Annotated in this window: 12 protein-coding genes; 7 read left to right on the top strand and 5 right to left on the bottom strand. The window is 71.2% G+C overall.

Annotated features, from left to right (window positions below; all coding sequences use genetic code 11):
• Positions 1 to 2 precede the first annotated feature (2 nt).
• Positions 3 to 752 carry a PIG-L deacetylase family protein gene (locus tag AB0C46_RS21730; RefSeq protein ID WP_362829609.1) on the bottom strand — a complete coding sequence of 250 codons (750 nt, stop codon included), beginning with the start codon at positions 750 to 752 and terminating at the stop codon, positions 3 to 5.
• Between the two features lie 333 nt (positions 753 to 1,085).
• Between AB0C46_RS21730 and AB0C46_RS21725 the strand changes: the two genes are divergently transcribed.
• From AB0C46_RS21725 to AB0C46_RS21700, 6 genes are all read left to right on the top strand, one after another.
• Positions 1,086 to 1,838: a GntR family transcriptional regulator gene (locus tag AB0C46_RS21725; protein ID WP_362829607.1), complete on the top strand. Its 753-nt coding sequence runs from the start codon at positions 1,086 to 1,088 to the stop codon at positions 1,836 to 1,838.
• 244 nt (positions 1,839 to 2,082) lie between these two features.
• The gene (locus AB0C46_RS21720; RefSeq protein WP_362829605.1) at positions 2,083 to 3,786 is read left to right on the top strand and encodes an APC family permease; all 1,704 of its coding nucleotides are present in this window, start codon (positions 2,083 to 2,085) and stop codon (positions 3,784 to 3,786) included.
• A gap of 246 nt (positions 3,787 to 4,032) precedes the next feature.
• Positions 4,033 to 4,212 carry an SPOR domain-containing protein gene (locus AB0C46_RS21715; RefSeq protein WP_362829603.1) on the top strand — a complete coding sequence of 60 codons (180 nt, stop codon included), beginning with the start codon at positions 4,033 to 4,035 and terminating at the stop codon, positions 4,210 to 4,212.
• Between the two features lie 51 nt (positions 4,213 to 4,263).
• Positions 4,264 to 4,686, top strand: coding sequence for a (deoxy)nucleoside triphosphate pyrophosphohydrolase (locus AB0C46_RS21710; protein WP_362829601.1), 423 nt, complete (start codon positions 4,264 to 4,266; stop codon positions 4,684 to 4,686).
• A gap of 389 nt (positions 4,687 to 5,075) precedes the next feature.
• Complete coding sequence (locus AB0C46_RS21705; protein ID WP_362829600.1) at positions 5,076 to 5,537, top strand: ATP-binding protein; 462 nt, start codon at positions 5,076 to 5,078, stop codon at positions 5,535 to 5,537.
• A 279-nt stretch (positions 5,538 to 5,816) separates the two neighbouring features.
• Positions 5,817 to 8,381: a SpoIIE family protein phosphatase gene (locus AB0C46_RS21700; protein ID WP_362829599.1), complete on the top strand. Its 2,565-nt coding sequence runs from the start codon at positions 5,817 to 5,819 to the stop codon at positions 8,379 to 8,381.
• Positions 8,382 to 8,452: 71 nt separating this feature from the next.
• On the opposite strand, the gene AB0C46_RS21695 is transcribed toward AB0C46_RS21700, so the two are convergent.
• From AB0C46_RS21695 to AB0C46_RS21680, 4 genes are all read right to left on the bottom strand, one after another.
• Positions 8,453 to 9,250 (bottom strand): succinate dehydrogenase/fumarate reductase iron-sulfur subunit, encoded by a 798-nt coding sequence (locus tag AB0C46_RS21695; RefSeq protein ID WP_362829598.1) that lies wholly within the window; start codon positions 9,248 to 9,250, stop codon positions 8,453 to 8,455.
• Positions 9,247 to 11,214: a fumarate reductase/succinate dehydrogenase flavoprotein subunit gene (locus tag AB0C46_RS21690; protein WP_362829597.1), complete on the bottom strand. Its 1,968-nt coding sequence runs from the start codon at positions 11,212 to 11,214 to the stop codon at positions 9,247 to 9,249. Before AB0C46_RS21690 ends, AB0C46_RS21695 begins: the two co-directional genes overlap by 4 nt.
• Positions 11,215 to 11,248: 34 nt before the next feature.
• On the bottom strand, positions 11,249 to 12,076 hold the full coding sequence (locus AB0C46_RS21685; protein WP_362829596.1) for a hypothetical protein: 828 nt from the start codon (positions 12,074 to 12,076) through the stop codon (positions 11,249 to 11,251).
• Positions 12,077 to 12,190: 114 nt separating this feature from the next.
• The gene (locus AB0C46_RS21680; protein ID WP_362829595.1) at positions 12,191 to 12,490 is read right to left on the bottom strand and encodes a hypothetical protein; all 300 of its coding nucleotides are present in this window, start codon (positions 12,488 to 12,490) and stop codon (positions 12,191 to 12,193) included.
• Between the two features lie 405 nt (positions 12,491 to 12,895).
• Here AB0C46_RS21680 and AB0C46_RS21675 point away from each other — a divergent pair, with 405 nt between their 5' ends.
• Complete coding sequence (locus tag AB0C46_RS21675; protein ID WP_362829594.1) at positions 12,896 to 15,289, top strand: ABC transporter family substrate-binding protein; 2,394 nt, start codon at positions 12,896 to 12,898, stop codon at positions 15,287 to 15,289.
• Positions 15,290 to 15,403 lie beyond the last annotated feature (114 nt).

The raw sequence follows: 15,403 nt of genomic DNA, 5'->3' as shown, positions 1-15,403 counted from the left end.
CCTCAGCGGGGAAAGACCTGGAAGAGCGTCGCGGGGCGGCCCCGGTAGCGTTCGCCGCCGGTGCGCAGCGACTGTTCGATGAAGCTGCGGGCGTAGGCGTGGGGGTCCTGTCCGGCGCCTTCCAGCCCCTTGATGTACGTACCGTGGGCCGCCAGTGAGGCGACCGCGCGGTCGATACCGGGGCCGACCTCGGCGGCGTGGGTGGGGTGCGGGGAGCCCGCCACGGCCACCCAGCGCACGCCGTTCCAGGGCGCCAGGCCCTGGGCGCCGGCGAGTTCGGGGAAGATCCAGCGGTTGCCGGCGTCGCCCGCCGCGTCCAGCACCGCGCGGCCCACCACCCGGTGGTCCGCGCTGTTCCACTGGACGCCGCCCCAGGTGTCGTGGTGGTTGAGGGTGATCAGGAGCTCCGGGCGGTGGCGGCGGATGGCCGCGGCCAGATCGCGGCGCAGCGCCGGGCCGCCCTCGATGACCCCGTCCTGGTGCTGGTCGAGGAACTCGACGAGGTGGACGCCGACGAGCGCGGCACCGGCCCGCTGCTCGGTCTCGCGGACCGCGGCGCACTCGGCGGGTGCGAGCCCGTCGATACCGGCCTCGCCGCGGGTGACCAGGAGATAGCTGACCTGGCGCCCCGCGGTGGTCCATTCGGCGATGGCGGCCGCGGCGCCGTATTCGAGGTCGTCCGGGTGGGCGACGACGGCAAGCGCCCGCTGCCAGTCCCTGGGCATGGGGGAGAGGTGGGGTTCGGCGGGCATGGGGTCCCTTCCTTCCCGTCCTGTCGCCGCGTCCCACGTTCCTGGTGCGGCGTCTTCGTGCCGTGCCGTGCCGTGTTCGGTATGCCGTTTCGGACGTGTTCCTCGAACGTGGTCCCGTTTCGATCGTGACATGTATGGGTGGCGTCCACCCGGGTGGAAAGAAGCCGTGGGGTGGCGCGGGGTGGGGATGCGGGGCCCTCTGAAGGCCGATCTCGCCCGATACACGGGCTGAGCTGGCTTTCATCACATCAGGTGAACATCTGGCCCAAGGTTGCGGATGGCAACGCGCGGTTGCCACGCTGTTGCTGACTGTCAAGCTGTTGGGAGGGGCACGTGCCTTTCGGTGAGCAGCCCGCGTACCTCCGCGTCGCCGGCGACCTGCGCCAGAAAATCGTCGACGGGGTGCTGCCGCCGCACACCCGCCTTCCCTCTCAGGCGCGCATCCGTGAGGAGTACGGCGTCTCGGACACCGTCGCCCTGGAGGCGCGCAAGGTCCTGATGGCCGAGGGGCTGGTCGAGGGCCGCTCGGGGTCGGGGACGTATGTGCGCGAACAGCCCGTCCCGCGCCGCATCGCCCGCGTCGGATTCCACTCGGCGGGCGGCTGTACGCCCTTCCGGCAGGAGCAGACGGACGAGCGGGTGCGGGGCACCTGGGAGTCCCACAGCGAGCAGGAGGCGGCCGGTCCGGTGGTCGCGGCCCGGCTGCGCATCCCGCAGGGGGCCAAGGTGATGCGGACGCGCTATGTCTTCCGGGCGGAGGGGGAGCCCTCGATGCTCTCGACCTCGTGGGAGCCCCTGGAGGTGACCGGGCGGACGCCCGTGATGCTGCCGGAGGAGGGGCCGCTGGCGGGCCGCGGGGTGGTCGAGCGGATGGCGGCCATCGAGGTGGTGGTGGACAACGTCGTCGAGGAGGTCGGGGCGCGGCCGGCGCTGGCGGAGGAGGCCATGACGCTGGGCGGGGTGCCGGGACATGCGGTGCTGGTGGTCTCGCGGACGTACTACGCGGGCGGCCGGCCGGTCGAGACGGCCGATGTCGTCACCCTCGCGGACCGGCATCGGGTCGCCTATCACCTGCCTGTCAAGTAGATGGTGTGCCCTTCCGATGCCCTGTGTGTGTCGCCTAGACGCCCCGAGACTCCCTTTGGTTCTCAGGTTGATATCCCATTTGCCCCTCCTTGTCGGTAAATGACGCCTCGGTTGTGATGTTGGATACCTCACAGACCCTCAACTGGGCGGGATTTTTGCCTGGGTGGGGGAAGCCGACCGTGCGATTCGCTCTTACGATGGCGAAGTTTGTGCACGGCACGGGGGAAGACCAGGAGACCAGCACGTGAGCACGACGAAGACCCCGGGTGCGGAGCAGGGTGCGCACTCGAATTACCGTCGGTCCCTCGGGACCATCGCCCTGACCGCCACTGGTCTCGGGTCCATCATCGGTTCCGGCTGGCTCTTCGGAGCCGAGCGGGCCGCCGCCATCGCCGGCCCGGCCGCGATCCTCGCCTGGGTCATCGGAGCGCTTGTCGCCCTGACGATCGCCCTCACCTACACCGAGCTCGGCTCGATGTTCCCCAAGGCCGGCGGCATGGTCCGCTACGGCCAGTACTCCCACGGCTCGCTCGCCGGCTACCTCGCGGCCTGGGCGAACTGGATCGCGATCGTCTCGGTCATCCCGGGTGAAGCCACCGCTTCCGTCCAGTACATGAGCTCCTGGGACTTCGCCTGGACGCATGCGCTGTACGACGGCAAGGAGCTGACCGGCACCGGTGTCGGGCTCGCCAGCGTGCTGCTGATCTTCTACTTTTTCCTCAACTGGTTCGCGATCTCGCTGTTCGCGAAGACCAACACCGCGATCACGGTCTTCAAGGTCGTCGTCCCGGCGCTGACCGCGGGCGCGCTGATGCTGGCGCACTTCGACACCAGCAACATCAGCAACCACGGCGGCTTCACGCCCAACGGCTGGAGCTCGGTCTTCACCGCCGTCGCCGTCTCCGGCATCGTCTGGGCCTACAACGGCTTCCAGTCCCCGCTGAACCTCGCCGGTGAGGCCCGTAACCCCGGCAAGTCGCTGCCGAAGGCCGTCGTCTGGTCGATCCTGATCGCGCTGGTCATCTATGTCGCGCTGCAGGTTGCGTTCCTGATGGCGGTGCCCGGCGACAAGCTGACCGCCGGCGGTGGCTGGGCCGGTCTCGGCTTCAACTCGCCGCTCGCCGACCTCGCGGTGGCCTGGGGCCTGAACTGGCTGGCGCTGCTGCTGTACGCGGACGCCTTTGTCTCGCCGTCCGGCACCGGCATGATCTACGCGGCCACCACCTCGCGCATGATCCACGGTGTGCAGGAGAACGGTCATCTGCCGGGCATCTTCGGCAAGGTGGACAAGAAGACCGGTGTGCCGCGCCCGGCGCTGCTGCTCAACCTCGCGATCGCCTTCCTGTTCCTCGCGGTCTTCCGCGGCTGGGGCTCGCTCGCCGAGATCGTCTCGGTGGCCACGGTCATCTCGTACATCACGGGGCCGGTCGCGGTGATGTCGCTGCGCCGCGTCTCGCCGGACCTCAAGCGCCCGGTGAAGCTGAAGGCGATGCCGATCATCGCGCCGATCGCGATGATCTTCGGCTCGCTGGTCCTGTACTGGGGCCGCTGGCCGCTGACCGGCAAGGTCATTCTGATCATGGCCGTCGGACTCCCGGTCTGGGCCTGGTACGAGATCGGCAAGCCGCTGACCCAGGGCCGCAAGCCGTGGGCCGGGCTGCGTCCGCATCTGAAGGCCGGTGCCTGGATGGTGGCGTATCTGCTGGTCATGGCCACCGTCTCGTACATGGGCGGCAAGGAGTTCGGCGGTAAGGGCTATGTGCCCGAGGGCTGGGACATCGCCCTGGTCGCCGCGATCGGACTGGCCTTCTACTACTGGGGCGTGCGCAGTTCCTGGCGTAACCCGACGCTGGTCCAGGCCGAGGCCGAGATGCTGGCAGCCGAGGAGGCCCGTGAGGCGGACGAGGCCGGGGAAACCGACGGGGTCAAGGCGTCCGTCGGGGCCTGAGCCCACCACTCTCGCCGTCCGGCGCCGTTCCTTACGCAGGCCCGAGACCGTCGGGCTCCACCGGCCACTCGCAGGCCGCTTCCGGTACGCCGGGGCCCGCGGGTGGCCGGTTCGGTACCTCTTTGTGTAAATCCATATCCGGTGAGTGAAGGTCGGGCGTACGCTCGGGCATATGCGGATTGCGATTTCGGCATCAGCAGACAAGGGGCGCGTGACAGCGCGCTACCCGGCGGACGGAGGGGCGCTATGACCGAAGGTGGAGCCGTGCTCCCCTGGCTCGTCATCCGCCAGGACGAAGGGGGCAACCGCTATCGCGTGGGCCGGTATGCCACCCGAGCGGAGGCGGAGCGGGTGGCCGACCGGCTTGAGACGCGTGGCCGCCAGCAGCTGTACGTGGTCGAGAGGGCCGACCGGGCGGCGACCTGAGGGACGGCGGGCGGGAAGCGGGACAAGGGCGGGGGACGTAGGCTGCCGCGCATGACGACCGTGCGCGTAGTGGTGGGCGGAGCGGTGTGTGAGCGCGGGCGGCTGCTGGCCGCACGGCGTAGCGCACCGCCCGCGCTGGCCGGCCGCTGGGAGCTGCCCGGCGGCAAGGTGGAGGACGACGAGACACCCGAGCGGGCGCTGGAGCGTGAGCTGCGCGAGGAGCTGGGTGTCGAGGCCGCGGTCCTGGAGCGGATTCCGGGCGAGTGGGTGCTGCGCCCCGGCTACGTCCTGCAGGTGTGGACCGCCCGGCTGGTGTCCGGGGTGCCGCGGCCCCTGCAGGATCACGACGAACTGCGCTGGCTGCTGCCCGGCGAGGAGAACCAGGTCGACTGGCTGGACCAGGACCGCCCGGCGGTCGCCGAGGCGATGCGCCGGCTGGCGGCCACGGCCGGGGCGACGGGCGTTCGGCCGTAACGAGCCGCACCGGGCCTCCCTGACCGGCGCGCCCCGTCCGTCCTGCCCGCACCCGTACCGTCCGCCTCGCCGCACCCCCGCCCCGTCCGCACCGGGACCATCCGCCCCTGTCCGCGCGCCCGGACGGCACGCCTTTCCCCGCCCGGACCGGGACCATTCGCCTTGTCCGCGCGCCCGGACCGTCCGCCCCCACTCACGCCCCGCGCCGTCCGGCCGCTCCGTCGCGCGCGGCCGTCCGGCCCTCTCGGCCGTCCGCCCCCGCCGCAGCAATATGTTTCATTTGTGCCACAGTGCACCGCCGCAGGCGATATGTGGGGTGGGATACCGGGTATGTCCTGATTGACCCCCTCGATGCAGGCAAGGCGACGGGGATGCCATCGTGCTGGGATGTGATCGGCGTGAGCGAGAGCGCAGCGGCAGGGGTCCCTGAGCCCGGCTCCGGCAGCGCTCGCAGGCGCAGCAAGGCCGCCGGTTCCGCCACCGCCGAATGGAGCTTTCCGGCCGACCCCGGAGCGGTGCGCACCGCCCGCACGGTGGTCCGGCGGGTGCTGGACGACTGGGGCCTGAACGGCGCCGCCGATATGGCCGTACTACTCGTCAGTGAGCTCGTCACCAACTCGCTGCGCCATGCCAGCGGGCCGATCGGCGTCCGTATGGTGCTGCTCAGCTCCGACGGGCTGCTCGTCGAGGTCTCCGATCCGCTGCCCGACCCGCCGCAGGAGCGTGACGCCGCTCCCGACGACGAGGGAGGCCGTGGATTGCAGCTGGTCGCATGCAGTTCGCGGCGCTGGGGGACCCGGCGCGGAAAGAGCGGTAAGACAGTGTGGTTCGAGCTGTCTGTGGCTGGTTAGGAGACAGATGAAGTCCTGATCGTTGCCATTCCATCGACATTTTGTCGATGGACTGCGATCGAGACTGTGCTGTGATCGTGAAGACCGTGTTCCGGATAGCCGGGGTGCTGGATACTCAGGCTGGTCCGGTCCGGGCACGATGAGCTGGAGGGGACGGGGCTCGTGAGCGAGATGTCATCTGGCGGGGCAGAACCCGCACAGGCCGATGGGCAGGGCGGTGCGGACAGCCCCGGCGACCCAGGTGGCCGTCCGTACGCGCGCGACCTGCAAGGTCCGCCCGTGTGGCAGAGCAGCCGGCCCGGATCGATCTATGACTACATCCGCGTGGCCTCCTTCTCGCTCGGCCCCGACGGGCGGATCGAGCAGTGGAGCGAGCGGGCGGAGCAGATGCTCGGCATCCCCGCCCGTTACGCGCTCGGCAAGGACCCCGTCGAGGCGTTCGTCCCGCGGGAGTTGCGGGAGACCGGGCACCGCAAGGTGTCCGAGATCCTCGACGGCCGGGAGTGGACCGGTCTGGTGCCCTACCGCAGGGCGGCGAACGGTGAGGCCCACGGGCTCGCCGAGATCTATGTGATGCCGTCGCGCAACGAGGACGGTGAGCGCGCCGCGGTCTGTCTGGTGGTCGATGTCCGGGCGCTGCGCGGCATCGAGACCGATCTCGCCGCCTCGCAGGCCGTTTTCGGTCAATCTCCGATGGGCTTCACCCTGTTCGGCGCGGACCTGAAGCTGCTGCGGGTCAACGAACGGTTCGCCTCGGTCTTCGGCGGCCCGGCGAGCAAGTACCGCGGCTGCGGGCCGCACGACTTCCTGCCGCGGTCCGAGGCCGAGCGGATGACCGCGGCGCTGCGCCGCGTCCTGGACACCGGTGAGCCGGTCGCCGAGATGCAGCTGATCGGTCTGGCGTCCGGCGACGAGGACCGCCGCCGCTGGTCGGTGTCGCTCTACCGGCTGCACGGCGCCAGTGGCCGCCCCATCGGGGTCGCGGCGCTCGCCGCCGATGTGACCGGCCGGCGCCGGGCCGAGCGCGAGGCCGCCAACGCCCGCCGTAACCTCGCCCTGCTCAACGAAGCCGGCGCCCGGATAGGTAACTCCCTCGATCTGGAGACCACCGCCCGCACGCTGCTGGACGTCGCCGTACCGCAGTTCTGCGATCTGGCCTCGGTGGACCTCTACCAGGGCCTGCTGTCCGGTGACGAGGCCCCGCCCGGGATGAGCGACGGCAGCGCCGAGCTGCGCCGGGTCGCCTTCGCCAGCGCCGTCTCGGACGCCCCGCTCGCCACCACCCCCGGTGTCCTCGGCGACACCCCGGGCCCGGTCGCCGTCGGCGCCGTCCACCGCTACCCCTTCAACTCCCCCTGCGCGGGCGCCCTGCGGACCGCCCATGCGCAGATCATCCCGGGCCGGGAGAGCGACGACGGGCCGGAGCTGGGCGCGGTGGTGCACTCCACCCTCGCGGTCCCGATGGTCGCCAGGGACACCGTCGTCGGGCTGGTGCAGTTCTCCCGTACGAAGGGCAGTGAGCCGTTCGGTGAGCGTGACACCGCGCTCGCCGTCGAGCTGGCCGCGCGCGCCGCGGTCTGTATCGACAACGCCCGCCTCTACCGCCGGGAGCACGAACGCGCACTGATATTGCAGCGCAGTCTGCTGCCGCCCGGCGACCCGGAGGCGGCCGGCCTGGACATCGCCTGCCGCTATCTGCCCGGCACCACCGCCACCGAGGTCGGCGGCGACTGGTTCGATGTCATCGAACTCCCCGGCCACCGCACGGCCTTGGTCGTCGGCGACGTCATGGGGCGCGGACTGCGCGCCGCCGTGGCCATGGGCGAACTGCGCACCGCCGTCCGGACATTGGCACTGCTGGACCTGGAACCGGCCGAGGTGCTCTCGGCGCTGGATGAGATCGCCCGCGGGCTCGGCGGCGACGGCGACGGCAGGTCCACCGCCCGGTCCGCCCGCGGCCGGTCCGGAACCGCCGACGGCACGCCCGAGACGGGTCGCTCCGCCCGTACCGCCGACCTCTCCGAGGTCTACCTCGCCACCTGCGTCTACGCCGTCTACGACCCGGTCACCCGGCGCTGTACGTTCGCCAACGCCGGGCATCTGCCGCCGGTGCTGGTCGAGGACGGTGAGGACGCGCTGCTGCTCGACGTCCCCCCGGGGATGCCGCTGGGGGTCGGCGGGGAGCCGTTCGAGGAGATCGAGGTCGAGCTGCCGGACGGTGCGCTGCTCGCGCTCTACACCGATGGTCTGGTGGAGTCCCGCCACCATCCGCTGGACGAGGGGCTACGGGCCTTCCGTATGGCCCTCTCGGGCGCCGACCGTCCCCTGGAGGACGCCTGCGACCACGTCCTGAACGCCCTGGACACCTCGCACGGCGAGGACGACATCGCGCTGCTGATGGCGCGGGTGCACGGGCTGCCCAAGGACGCGGTGGGCGACTGGAATCTGGCGCCGGAGCCGCGTTCGGTGGCCCGCGCCCGGGAACTGGCCCGCGACCAGCTCACGGACTGGGGCCTGCAGGACCTGGTCGACACCACGGAGCTGCTGGTCAGCGAGCTGGTGACCAATGCGCTGCGGCACGGCCACGGCGAGATCCGGCTGCGCCTGCTGCTGGACCGCTCGCTGGTCTGCGAGGTCTGGGACGCCGATCTCGCCCAGCCGCGCCGCCGCCGTGCCCGCGACACCGACGAGGGCGGCCGCGGACTCCAGCTGGTCGGTCTGCTGAGCGAGGGCTGGGGCAGCCGCCGCACCCCGCGCGGCAAGACGGTGTGGTTCGAACTCGCCCTGCCCGACGGGGAGTCGACGGCGGTGGATCCGGCGGAGGCCCTGCTGAGCCTGTTCTGAGACACGGACGGGCCGGCGCGGGGCGCCGCGGGGGCCGGGCCTGGCACCGGCCCCCGCGGGCGCCCGCCGGGTCACTCGCTGCGCCGCCGGATCTTGTTCCCGAGCCACACCAGCGGGTCGTACTTCCGGTCCGCGGCGCGCTCCTTCAGCGGGATCAGCGCATTGTCGGTGATCTTGATGTGCTCGGGGCAGACCTCACTGCAGCACTTGGTGATGTTGCAGTAGCCCAGGCCGTGTTCGTCCTGGGCGGTGGCCCTGCGGTCGATACCGGACTCCGGCGCCGCGTCCAGCGGGTGCATATCGAGCTCGGCGATCCGCATCAGGAAGCGCGGACCGGCGAACGCGGCCTTGTTCTCCTCGTGGTCGCGCACCACATGGCAGGTGTCCTGGCACAGGAAGCACTCGATGCACTTACGGAACTCCTGTGAGCGGCCGATGTCCTCCTGCTGCATGCGGTACTCACCGGGCGCCAGCTCCGGGGGCGGCACGAACGACGGGATCTCGCGGGCCTTGCTGTAGTTGAAGGACACATCGGTGACCAGGTCACGGACGACCGGGAAGGCCCGCATCGGGGTGACCGTGATCGTCTCCGCACGGTCGAAGACCGACATCCGGGTCATACACATCAGCCGGGGCCGCCCGTTGATCTCCGCGCTGCACGAACCGCACTTGCCCGCCTTGCAGTTCCAGCGCACGGCGAGATCGGGGGCCTGGGTCGCCTGGAGGCGGTGGATGATGTCCAGCACCACCTCGCCCTCGTGCACCTCGACCGTGAAATCCGCCAGGTCCCCGGCGTCCGCGTCGCCCCGCCACACCCGGAAGTGCGCCTGGTAGGTCCCGGACTGCTGCTCTGTCTGCGCCTGGCTCACCGGCTCAGCTCCTCGTCGGTCAGATACTTCGCCAGCTCGTCCTTCTCGAACAGCTCCAGCAGATCGCGGCGGATCGGCGGGGTCTCGCGGCGGGAGAGCCGGATCTGGCCCAGTGCCGGGTCCGCCGCCCGTGAATCGCCCTGCGGATCGGCGAGTTCACAGACCAGGTTGATGTGGCGCCAGTGCCGGTCCATCGCCGGATGGTCGTCGCGGGTGTGCCCGCCCCGGCTCTCCTCGCGCTCCAGCGCCGCCCGTGCCACACACTCGCTGACCAGCAGCATGTTCCGCAGATCGAGCGACAGATGCCAGCCCGGGTTGTACTGCCGGTGTCCCTCGACTCCGGCCCGCCGGGCCCGTACCCGCAGATCGGCCAGCCGCTTGAGGGCCTCGAACATCTCGCTCTCCTTGCGGATGATGCCGACCAGGTCGTTCATCGCCTGCTGGAGCTCCTGGTGCAGGGAGTACGGATTCTCCGCCGGGACCCGGTCGCCGCCCACGGCGTCCTCGGTGTCCTCGGCGCTGAACGGGCGCAGCGCCTCCGCCTCCGCCGCGTCGATCTGCAGCGGATCGGGCGCCGGCCGCTCGGCCAGCGACGCTGCGTACTCGGCCGCGTGCAGCCCGGCCCGGCGGCCGAAGACCAGCAGGTCGGAGAGGGAGTTGCCGCCCAGACGGTTGGAGCCGTGCATCCCGCCGGCCACCTCGCCGGCGGCGAAGAGACCCGGTACGCCGTTCGCCGCCGCGGTGTCGGGGTCCACATCCACCCCGCCCATCACGTAGTGACAGGTCGGGCCGACCTCCATCGGTTCGGCGGTGATGTCCACATCGGCCAGTTCCTTGAACTGGTGGTGCATCGAGGGCAGCCGGCGCTTGATCACCTCGGCCGGCATCCGGGTGGAGACATCCAGATAGACACCGCCGTGCGGGGAGCCGCGGCCCGCCTTGACCTCGGAGTTGATGGCGCGGGCCACCTCGTCACGGGGGAGCAGTTCGGGCGGGCGGCGGTTGCTCTCCGGATCCTCGTACCAGCGGTCGCCCTCTTCCTCGGTCTCCGCGTACTTCTCCTTGAAGACGTCCGGGACGTAGTCGAACATGAAGCGCTTGCCGTCGCTGTTGCGCAGCACCCCGCCGTCGCCGCGGACGGACTCGGTGACGAGGATGCCCTTCACCGACGGCGGCCAGACCATGCCGGTGGGGTGGAACTGCACGAACTCCATGTTGATCAGCGGTGCCCCGGCCAGCAGCGCCAGCGCATGACCGTCGCCGGTGTACTCCCAGGAGTTCGAGGTCACCTTGAAGGACTTGCCGATACCGCCGGTGGCCAGCACCACGGCGGGCGCCTCCAGCACGAAGAAGCGGCCGGACTCCCGCTCGTAGCAGAAGGCGCCGGACACCCGGCCGGACCCCGCGGCGGAGCCGCTGTTCGGCTCGGTGAGGACGCGGGTGACCGTGCACTCCTGGAAGACCTTCAACCGGGCGTCGTACGCGCCGTATTCCTTCTCGTCCTCCTGCTGCAGCGAGACGATCTTCTGCTGGAGGGTGCGGATCAGCTCCAGGCCCGTACGGTCGCCGACATGCGCGAGGCGCGGGTACTCGTGGCCGCCGAAGTTGCGCTGGGAGATCCGGCCGTCCGCGGTCCGGTCGAAGAGCGCGCCCCAGGTCTCCAGCTCCCACACCCGGTCGGGAGCCTCCCGGGCGTGCAGCTCGGCCATCCGCCACTGGTTGAGGAACTTGCCGCCGCGCATGGTGTCCCGGAAGTGGACCTGCCAGTTGTCATGCTCGTTGGCGTTGCCCATGCTGGCCGCGATACCGCCCTCGGCCATCACCGTATGGGCCTTGCCGAAGAGGGACTTGCAGATCACGGCCGTCCGCATACCGGCTTCGCGGGCCTCGATCGCGGCCCGCAGTCCGGCGCCACCGGCGCCCACCACGACCACGTCCCATGCCTGCCGGTCCACATGCGCCATCAGGGGGCACACCTTTCCTTAGGAGATGTTGTCGTCAGAAGAAGCGCGGGTCCGTGAACGCCCCGCTGGCCAGCAGGAAGACATAGAAGTCCGCGGCGGCCACGCTGATCAGCGAGGACCAGGCGAGCAGCATGTGCCGCTCGTTGAGCCTGCCGACCCAGCCCCACATCCGGTAGCGCACCGGGTGCTTGGAGAAGTGCCGCAGCCGGCCGCCGATGATGTGCCGGCAGGAGTGGCAGGAGAGGGTGTACGTCCAGATCAGCGCGATGTTGACGAGGAAGATGAGGGTGCCCAGGCCCATGTGGCCCCAGGCGTAGTGCTCGTCACGGAAGGTCAGCGCGGTGTCGTAGGTCAGTACGCCGGCCACCAGCACCGCGAAGTAGAAGAAGTAGCGGTGGATGTTCTGCAGGATCAGCGGGAAGCGGGTCTCGCCGGTGTACTTCTTGTGCGGTTCGGCGACCGCGCAGGCCGGCGGCGAGGCCCAGAAGCCGCGGTAGTAGGCCTTGCGGTAGTAGTAGCAGGTCAGCCGGAAGCCCAGCGGGAAGATCAGGATCAGCAGGGCGGGGGACAGGCCCCACCAGCTGCCGACGAGATCCCAGTTGGGGCCGCCGCGCATGGTGTGGCAGTTCTCCGCCAGACACGGCGAGTAGAACGGCGAGACATAGGGCGCGGCGTAGTAGTCGGCGTTCGCGAACGCCCGCCAGGTCGAGTAGACAATGAACGCGAGCAGCCCGGCGGCGGTGCCGGCCGGCGCCAGCCACCAGCGGTCGGTGCGCAGATGACGGGCGGGGATGGCGGCGCGCGAGGAGGCGTGCACGCCGGTTGCGCCCGCTTGCGATGAGGGTTCGGTGCCAGTGGCCAACGTCGGTCTCCGTGAAGGGCGCTCCGGCCGGAATGCTTCCGCCGGGGCGGCAACGGGGTAGGGGCTGAGTGGGGCGAAGCCACCCCCTAGGGGGCCTCCACCAGGGGATTTCCCCTAGGGCGCGTGGCCGTTCCGGCAGCCGAGGCCCTCGTCCTGGGCGTCGGTCCACAGCGCGGAGTTGTAGGGGGCGTCGGAGATCGGCACCATCTCGACCTCGGGCGTGCGCCGGTGGACGGGGGGTGCGGCCGCCACGCTCTGCTTCAGCAGGGTGAGGCTCTCGCGCAGATGGTCGGTGTCCGTGCGGACCCGGCGGATGTCCAGGCCGGCCCCGAGCTGCGTCTCCAGTTTCCCCACCGACCGGACCAGGTCGTCCAGGCTGCGCTCAACCGCCGTCATTGCGTCCTGTAGGGACATAACGTGCCCTCACTTTTGAAGGTGTGGTGGGCGATCTCATGCGCCCGAGAGTGTCGCGCGTCACAGTAGGGGTTGGGAAGGGGTCCAGCGTGATTACGACTCGAACCGGTGCGTTCCGGCAACCATGCGCCCCGGCGTAGGTCGAACGCTGATGCGAGAACGGGCCGGGCGGCGGGCTGTCCGCACCCTCGTGCACCCCGCTGTGACCCGCCCCGGGGGCCCGGTATTGGGCCGGGCGAGTGGCCTTGGCGCGGTGGCCGCCGTGTCGGGCCGCGGGTCCGGGCGTGGTCGCTTTCAGTAGGGGTGCCATAGATGTGATGAGCCGCAAAGTCGGCCGAACGTGGTGCGCCGGTCAGGCCCCAGGCGGTGCTCGGCGCGGCGCGGGCGAGCCCGGAGGTAACCGTCATGACCGACCACGACCACCCCGCAGGCCGCCGCGCGGTGTGCCGCAGACGCCGCTGTGCCGCGCTCATCGCGGCGGGGGTGCTGCTCCCGCTGCCGGCCCTGGCCGGATGCAGCGACGACGCCAGGGAGGCGTCCGTCGCGGCGTCCCAGGACATCGCCCCGGCACCCCGCGGCGAGCTGAAGAACGGCGGCACCCTGCGCTGGGCCGTCGACGCGATGCCCGGCACCCTCAACGCCTTCCAGTCCGACGCCGATGCGACCACCGCGCGGATCGCCGGTGCGGTGCTGCCCAGCATGTTCACCATCGACGCGAGCGGCAGACCGCAGCGCAACGAGGACTTCCTCGACGCCGCGGACGTCAGCACCCGTGACCCCAAGCAGGTCGTCACGTACAAGATCAACCCCAAGGCGCGGTGGAGCGACGGCAGGGCGATCACCGCCGCCGACTTCGTCGCCCAGTGGACCGCGCTGCGCGGCAAGGACAACGCGTACTGGACCGCCCGCAACGCCGGCTACGACCGGATCGGCAAGGTCGAGCAGGGGGCGGACGCCCACGAGGTCAAGGTCACCTTCGCCCGCCCGTACGCCGACTGGCGGTCCCTGTTCACACCGCTCTACCCCAAGAGCGTGATGGGCAGCGCCAATGCCTTCAACGACGGCGCACGCGAGCAGCTCAAGGTCGGCGCCGGCCCGTTCCTCGTCCAGGAGCGGGACGCCAAGGAGGGGCGCGTCCTGCTCGTCCGCAACCCGAGGTGGTGGGGCGCGCCCGCCAAGCTCAAGCGGATCGTGCTGCAGTCCCTGCCCGGTGACAAGCGGGCCGCGGCGCTGGCCGAGGGGAGCGTCGATGTCGCCGCCGTCGACCAGGTCGCCGCGAAGCGGGTCGCCTCCGCGCGGCGTGCGGGCGGCTCCGGCTCGCCCAGGACGGCCGCCGAGGGCCACGCGGGCCCGCAGGGCAACGGGGAGCGGGCCGGCGCCCGCACCGACGCCAAGGCCGCCGCGGAGAACGCCGTACTGCGCGGCTACACCATCCGCAAGGCGCTGGAGCCCGCCTACACCCAGCTCGCCCTCAACGGCAGCAGCGGGCCGCTGGCCGACGACCGGGTGCGCCGGGCGGTGGCCCGTGCCCTCGACCGGCAGGCGCTCGCGGACACCGTGCTCAAGCCGCTCGACCTGCCGTCCAAGCCGCTCGGCAGCCATCTGCTGATGGCCGGGCAGTACGGCTACGCGGACCACAGCGACGCGCTCGGCGACCAGGACGCCGGGGCGGCCAAGGCGCTGCTCGCGGACGCCGGCTGGAAGAGCGGCGGCGCCGACCACCAGCAGGCCGGCCAGAAGGCGGGCGCACCGGCGCCCGACGGACGCCCGGACGAGGACGGCGACGAGCGGTCGGACGGCCGCTACGCCGGTGACCGGTACGGGGACGGGTCCGCCGAGGATCTGCCGGACGGCGACTCCGACGACCGCAACCCCGCCCGCGCCGGCCGCGGTCACGCCGGTGCGCCCGGCCGGGGCGACCGGCCCGCCGCTGCCGAGGCCCCGCTGTCCTTCACCGGCGCGGTCGGCTCGGAGGTCCAGCAGTCCGCCCTGCTGCGGCAGAGCGCCTCGTTCTACAAGCAGGCGGCCGCCAGCGAGAAGGCCGAGGCGGACGGCGACACCACGTCCGCGGCGTACGCCAAGTACAAGCGGTACAAGAAGCGGGCGGCCCAGGCACTCGGCGCCGCCGAGCTGATCGAGACCGGACAGGCCCCGCAGCTGCCGGGGTCCGGCGGGCACCCGGGTGCCCGGCACGCCGCCGTCGAGCGGGCAGCCGACGCGGCGGCCGCACCGCAGCCGGCCGGTGACAAGGCGTCCCGGGTCGCCGCCGTCAAGAAGAACGGCAAGCCGCTCACACTGCGCTTCGTGGTCCCCGACGGCGCCGGCTCCGAGCAGCTGCGCACCGTCGGACGGCGGATCGCCTCGATGCTCGGCAAGATCGGCGTCCAGACCTCCCTCCAGCGGGTCTCCGACGCCAGCTACTTCCAGGACCACATCGCCGGCGGTGATTACGACCTGGCGCTGTACTCCTGGCCCGGCACCGCCTACCCGGCGACCGACGCCCGGCCGATCTACGCCAAGCCGCAGCCCGCGCCCGACGGCTCGCTGACCGTCGAGCAGAACTACACCCGGGTCGGCACCGACCACATCGACCAGCTCTTCGACCAGGCGGCCTCCGAGCTGGACGAGGGCGCCGCGCACACGCTGGTGGCGCAGGCCGACGCCCGGATCTGGGCAGCGGCCGGTTCGATCCCGCTCTACCAGCGGCCCGAGCTGGTGGCCACGAAGAAGTCGCTCGCCAACGTCGGTGCCTTCGGCTTCGCCACGCCCCGCTTCCAGGACATCGGTTACCAGAAGTAGGGGTGGAGTCCGGGCGAATAAAAGGTAAGAAACTGCAGGTCATAGCGCATATGTACGGGCCGCGGCGGCCATTGCTGCCGCGGCCCCGTACGATGGGGTGAGGCCGTGGCTTCG

Source organism: Streptomyces sp. NPDC048637 (assembly GCF_040650675.1).
Classification (GTDB): domain Bacteria; phylum Actinomycetota; class Actinomycetes; order Streptomycetales; family Streptomycetaceae; genus Streptomyces.
The sequence above is the reverse complement of the archived record's forward strand: the minus strand, read 5'-3'. Positions and strand labels throughout refer to the sequence as shown.

Excerpts from the sequence above, each read along its gene's own strand:
- AB0C46_RS21710 (WP_362829601.1), top strand. The coding sequence starts at position 4,264 with ATGACGACCGTGCGCGTAGTGGTGGGCGGAGCGGTGTGTGAGCGCGGG.
- AB0C46_RS21730 (WP_362829609.1), bottom strand. The coding sequence starts at position 752 with ATGCCCGCCGAACCCCACCTCTCCCCCATGCCCAGGGACTGGCAGCGG.
- AB0C46_RS21675 (WP_362829594.1), top strand. The coding sequence starts at position 12,896 with ATGACCGACCACGACCACCCCGCAGGCCGCCGCGCGGTGTGCCGCAGA.
- AB0C46_RS21715 (WP_362829603.1), top strand. The coding sequence starts at position 4,033 with ATGACCGAAGGTGGAGCCGTGCTCCCCTGGCTCGTCATCCGCCAGGAC.
- AB0C46_RS21680 (WP_362829595.1), bottom strand. The coding sequence starts at position 12,490 with ATGTCCCTACAGGACGCAATGACGGCGGTTGAGCGCAGCCTGGACGAC.
- AB0C46_RS21690 (WP_362829597.1), bottom strand. The coding sequence starts at position 11,214 with ATGGCGCATGTGGACCGGCAGGCATGGGACGTGGTCGTGGTGGGCGCC.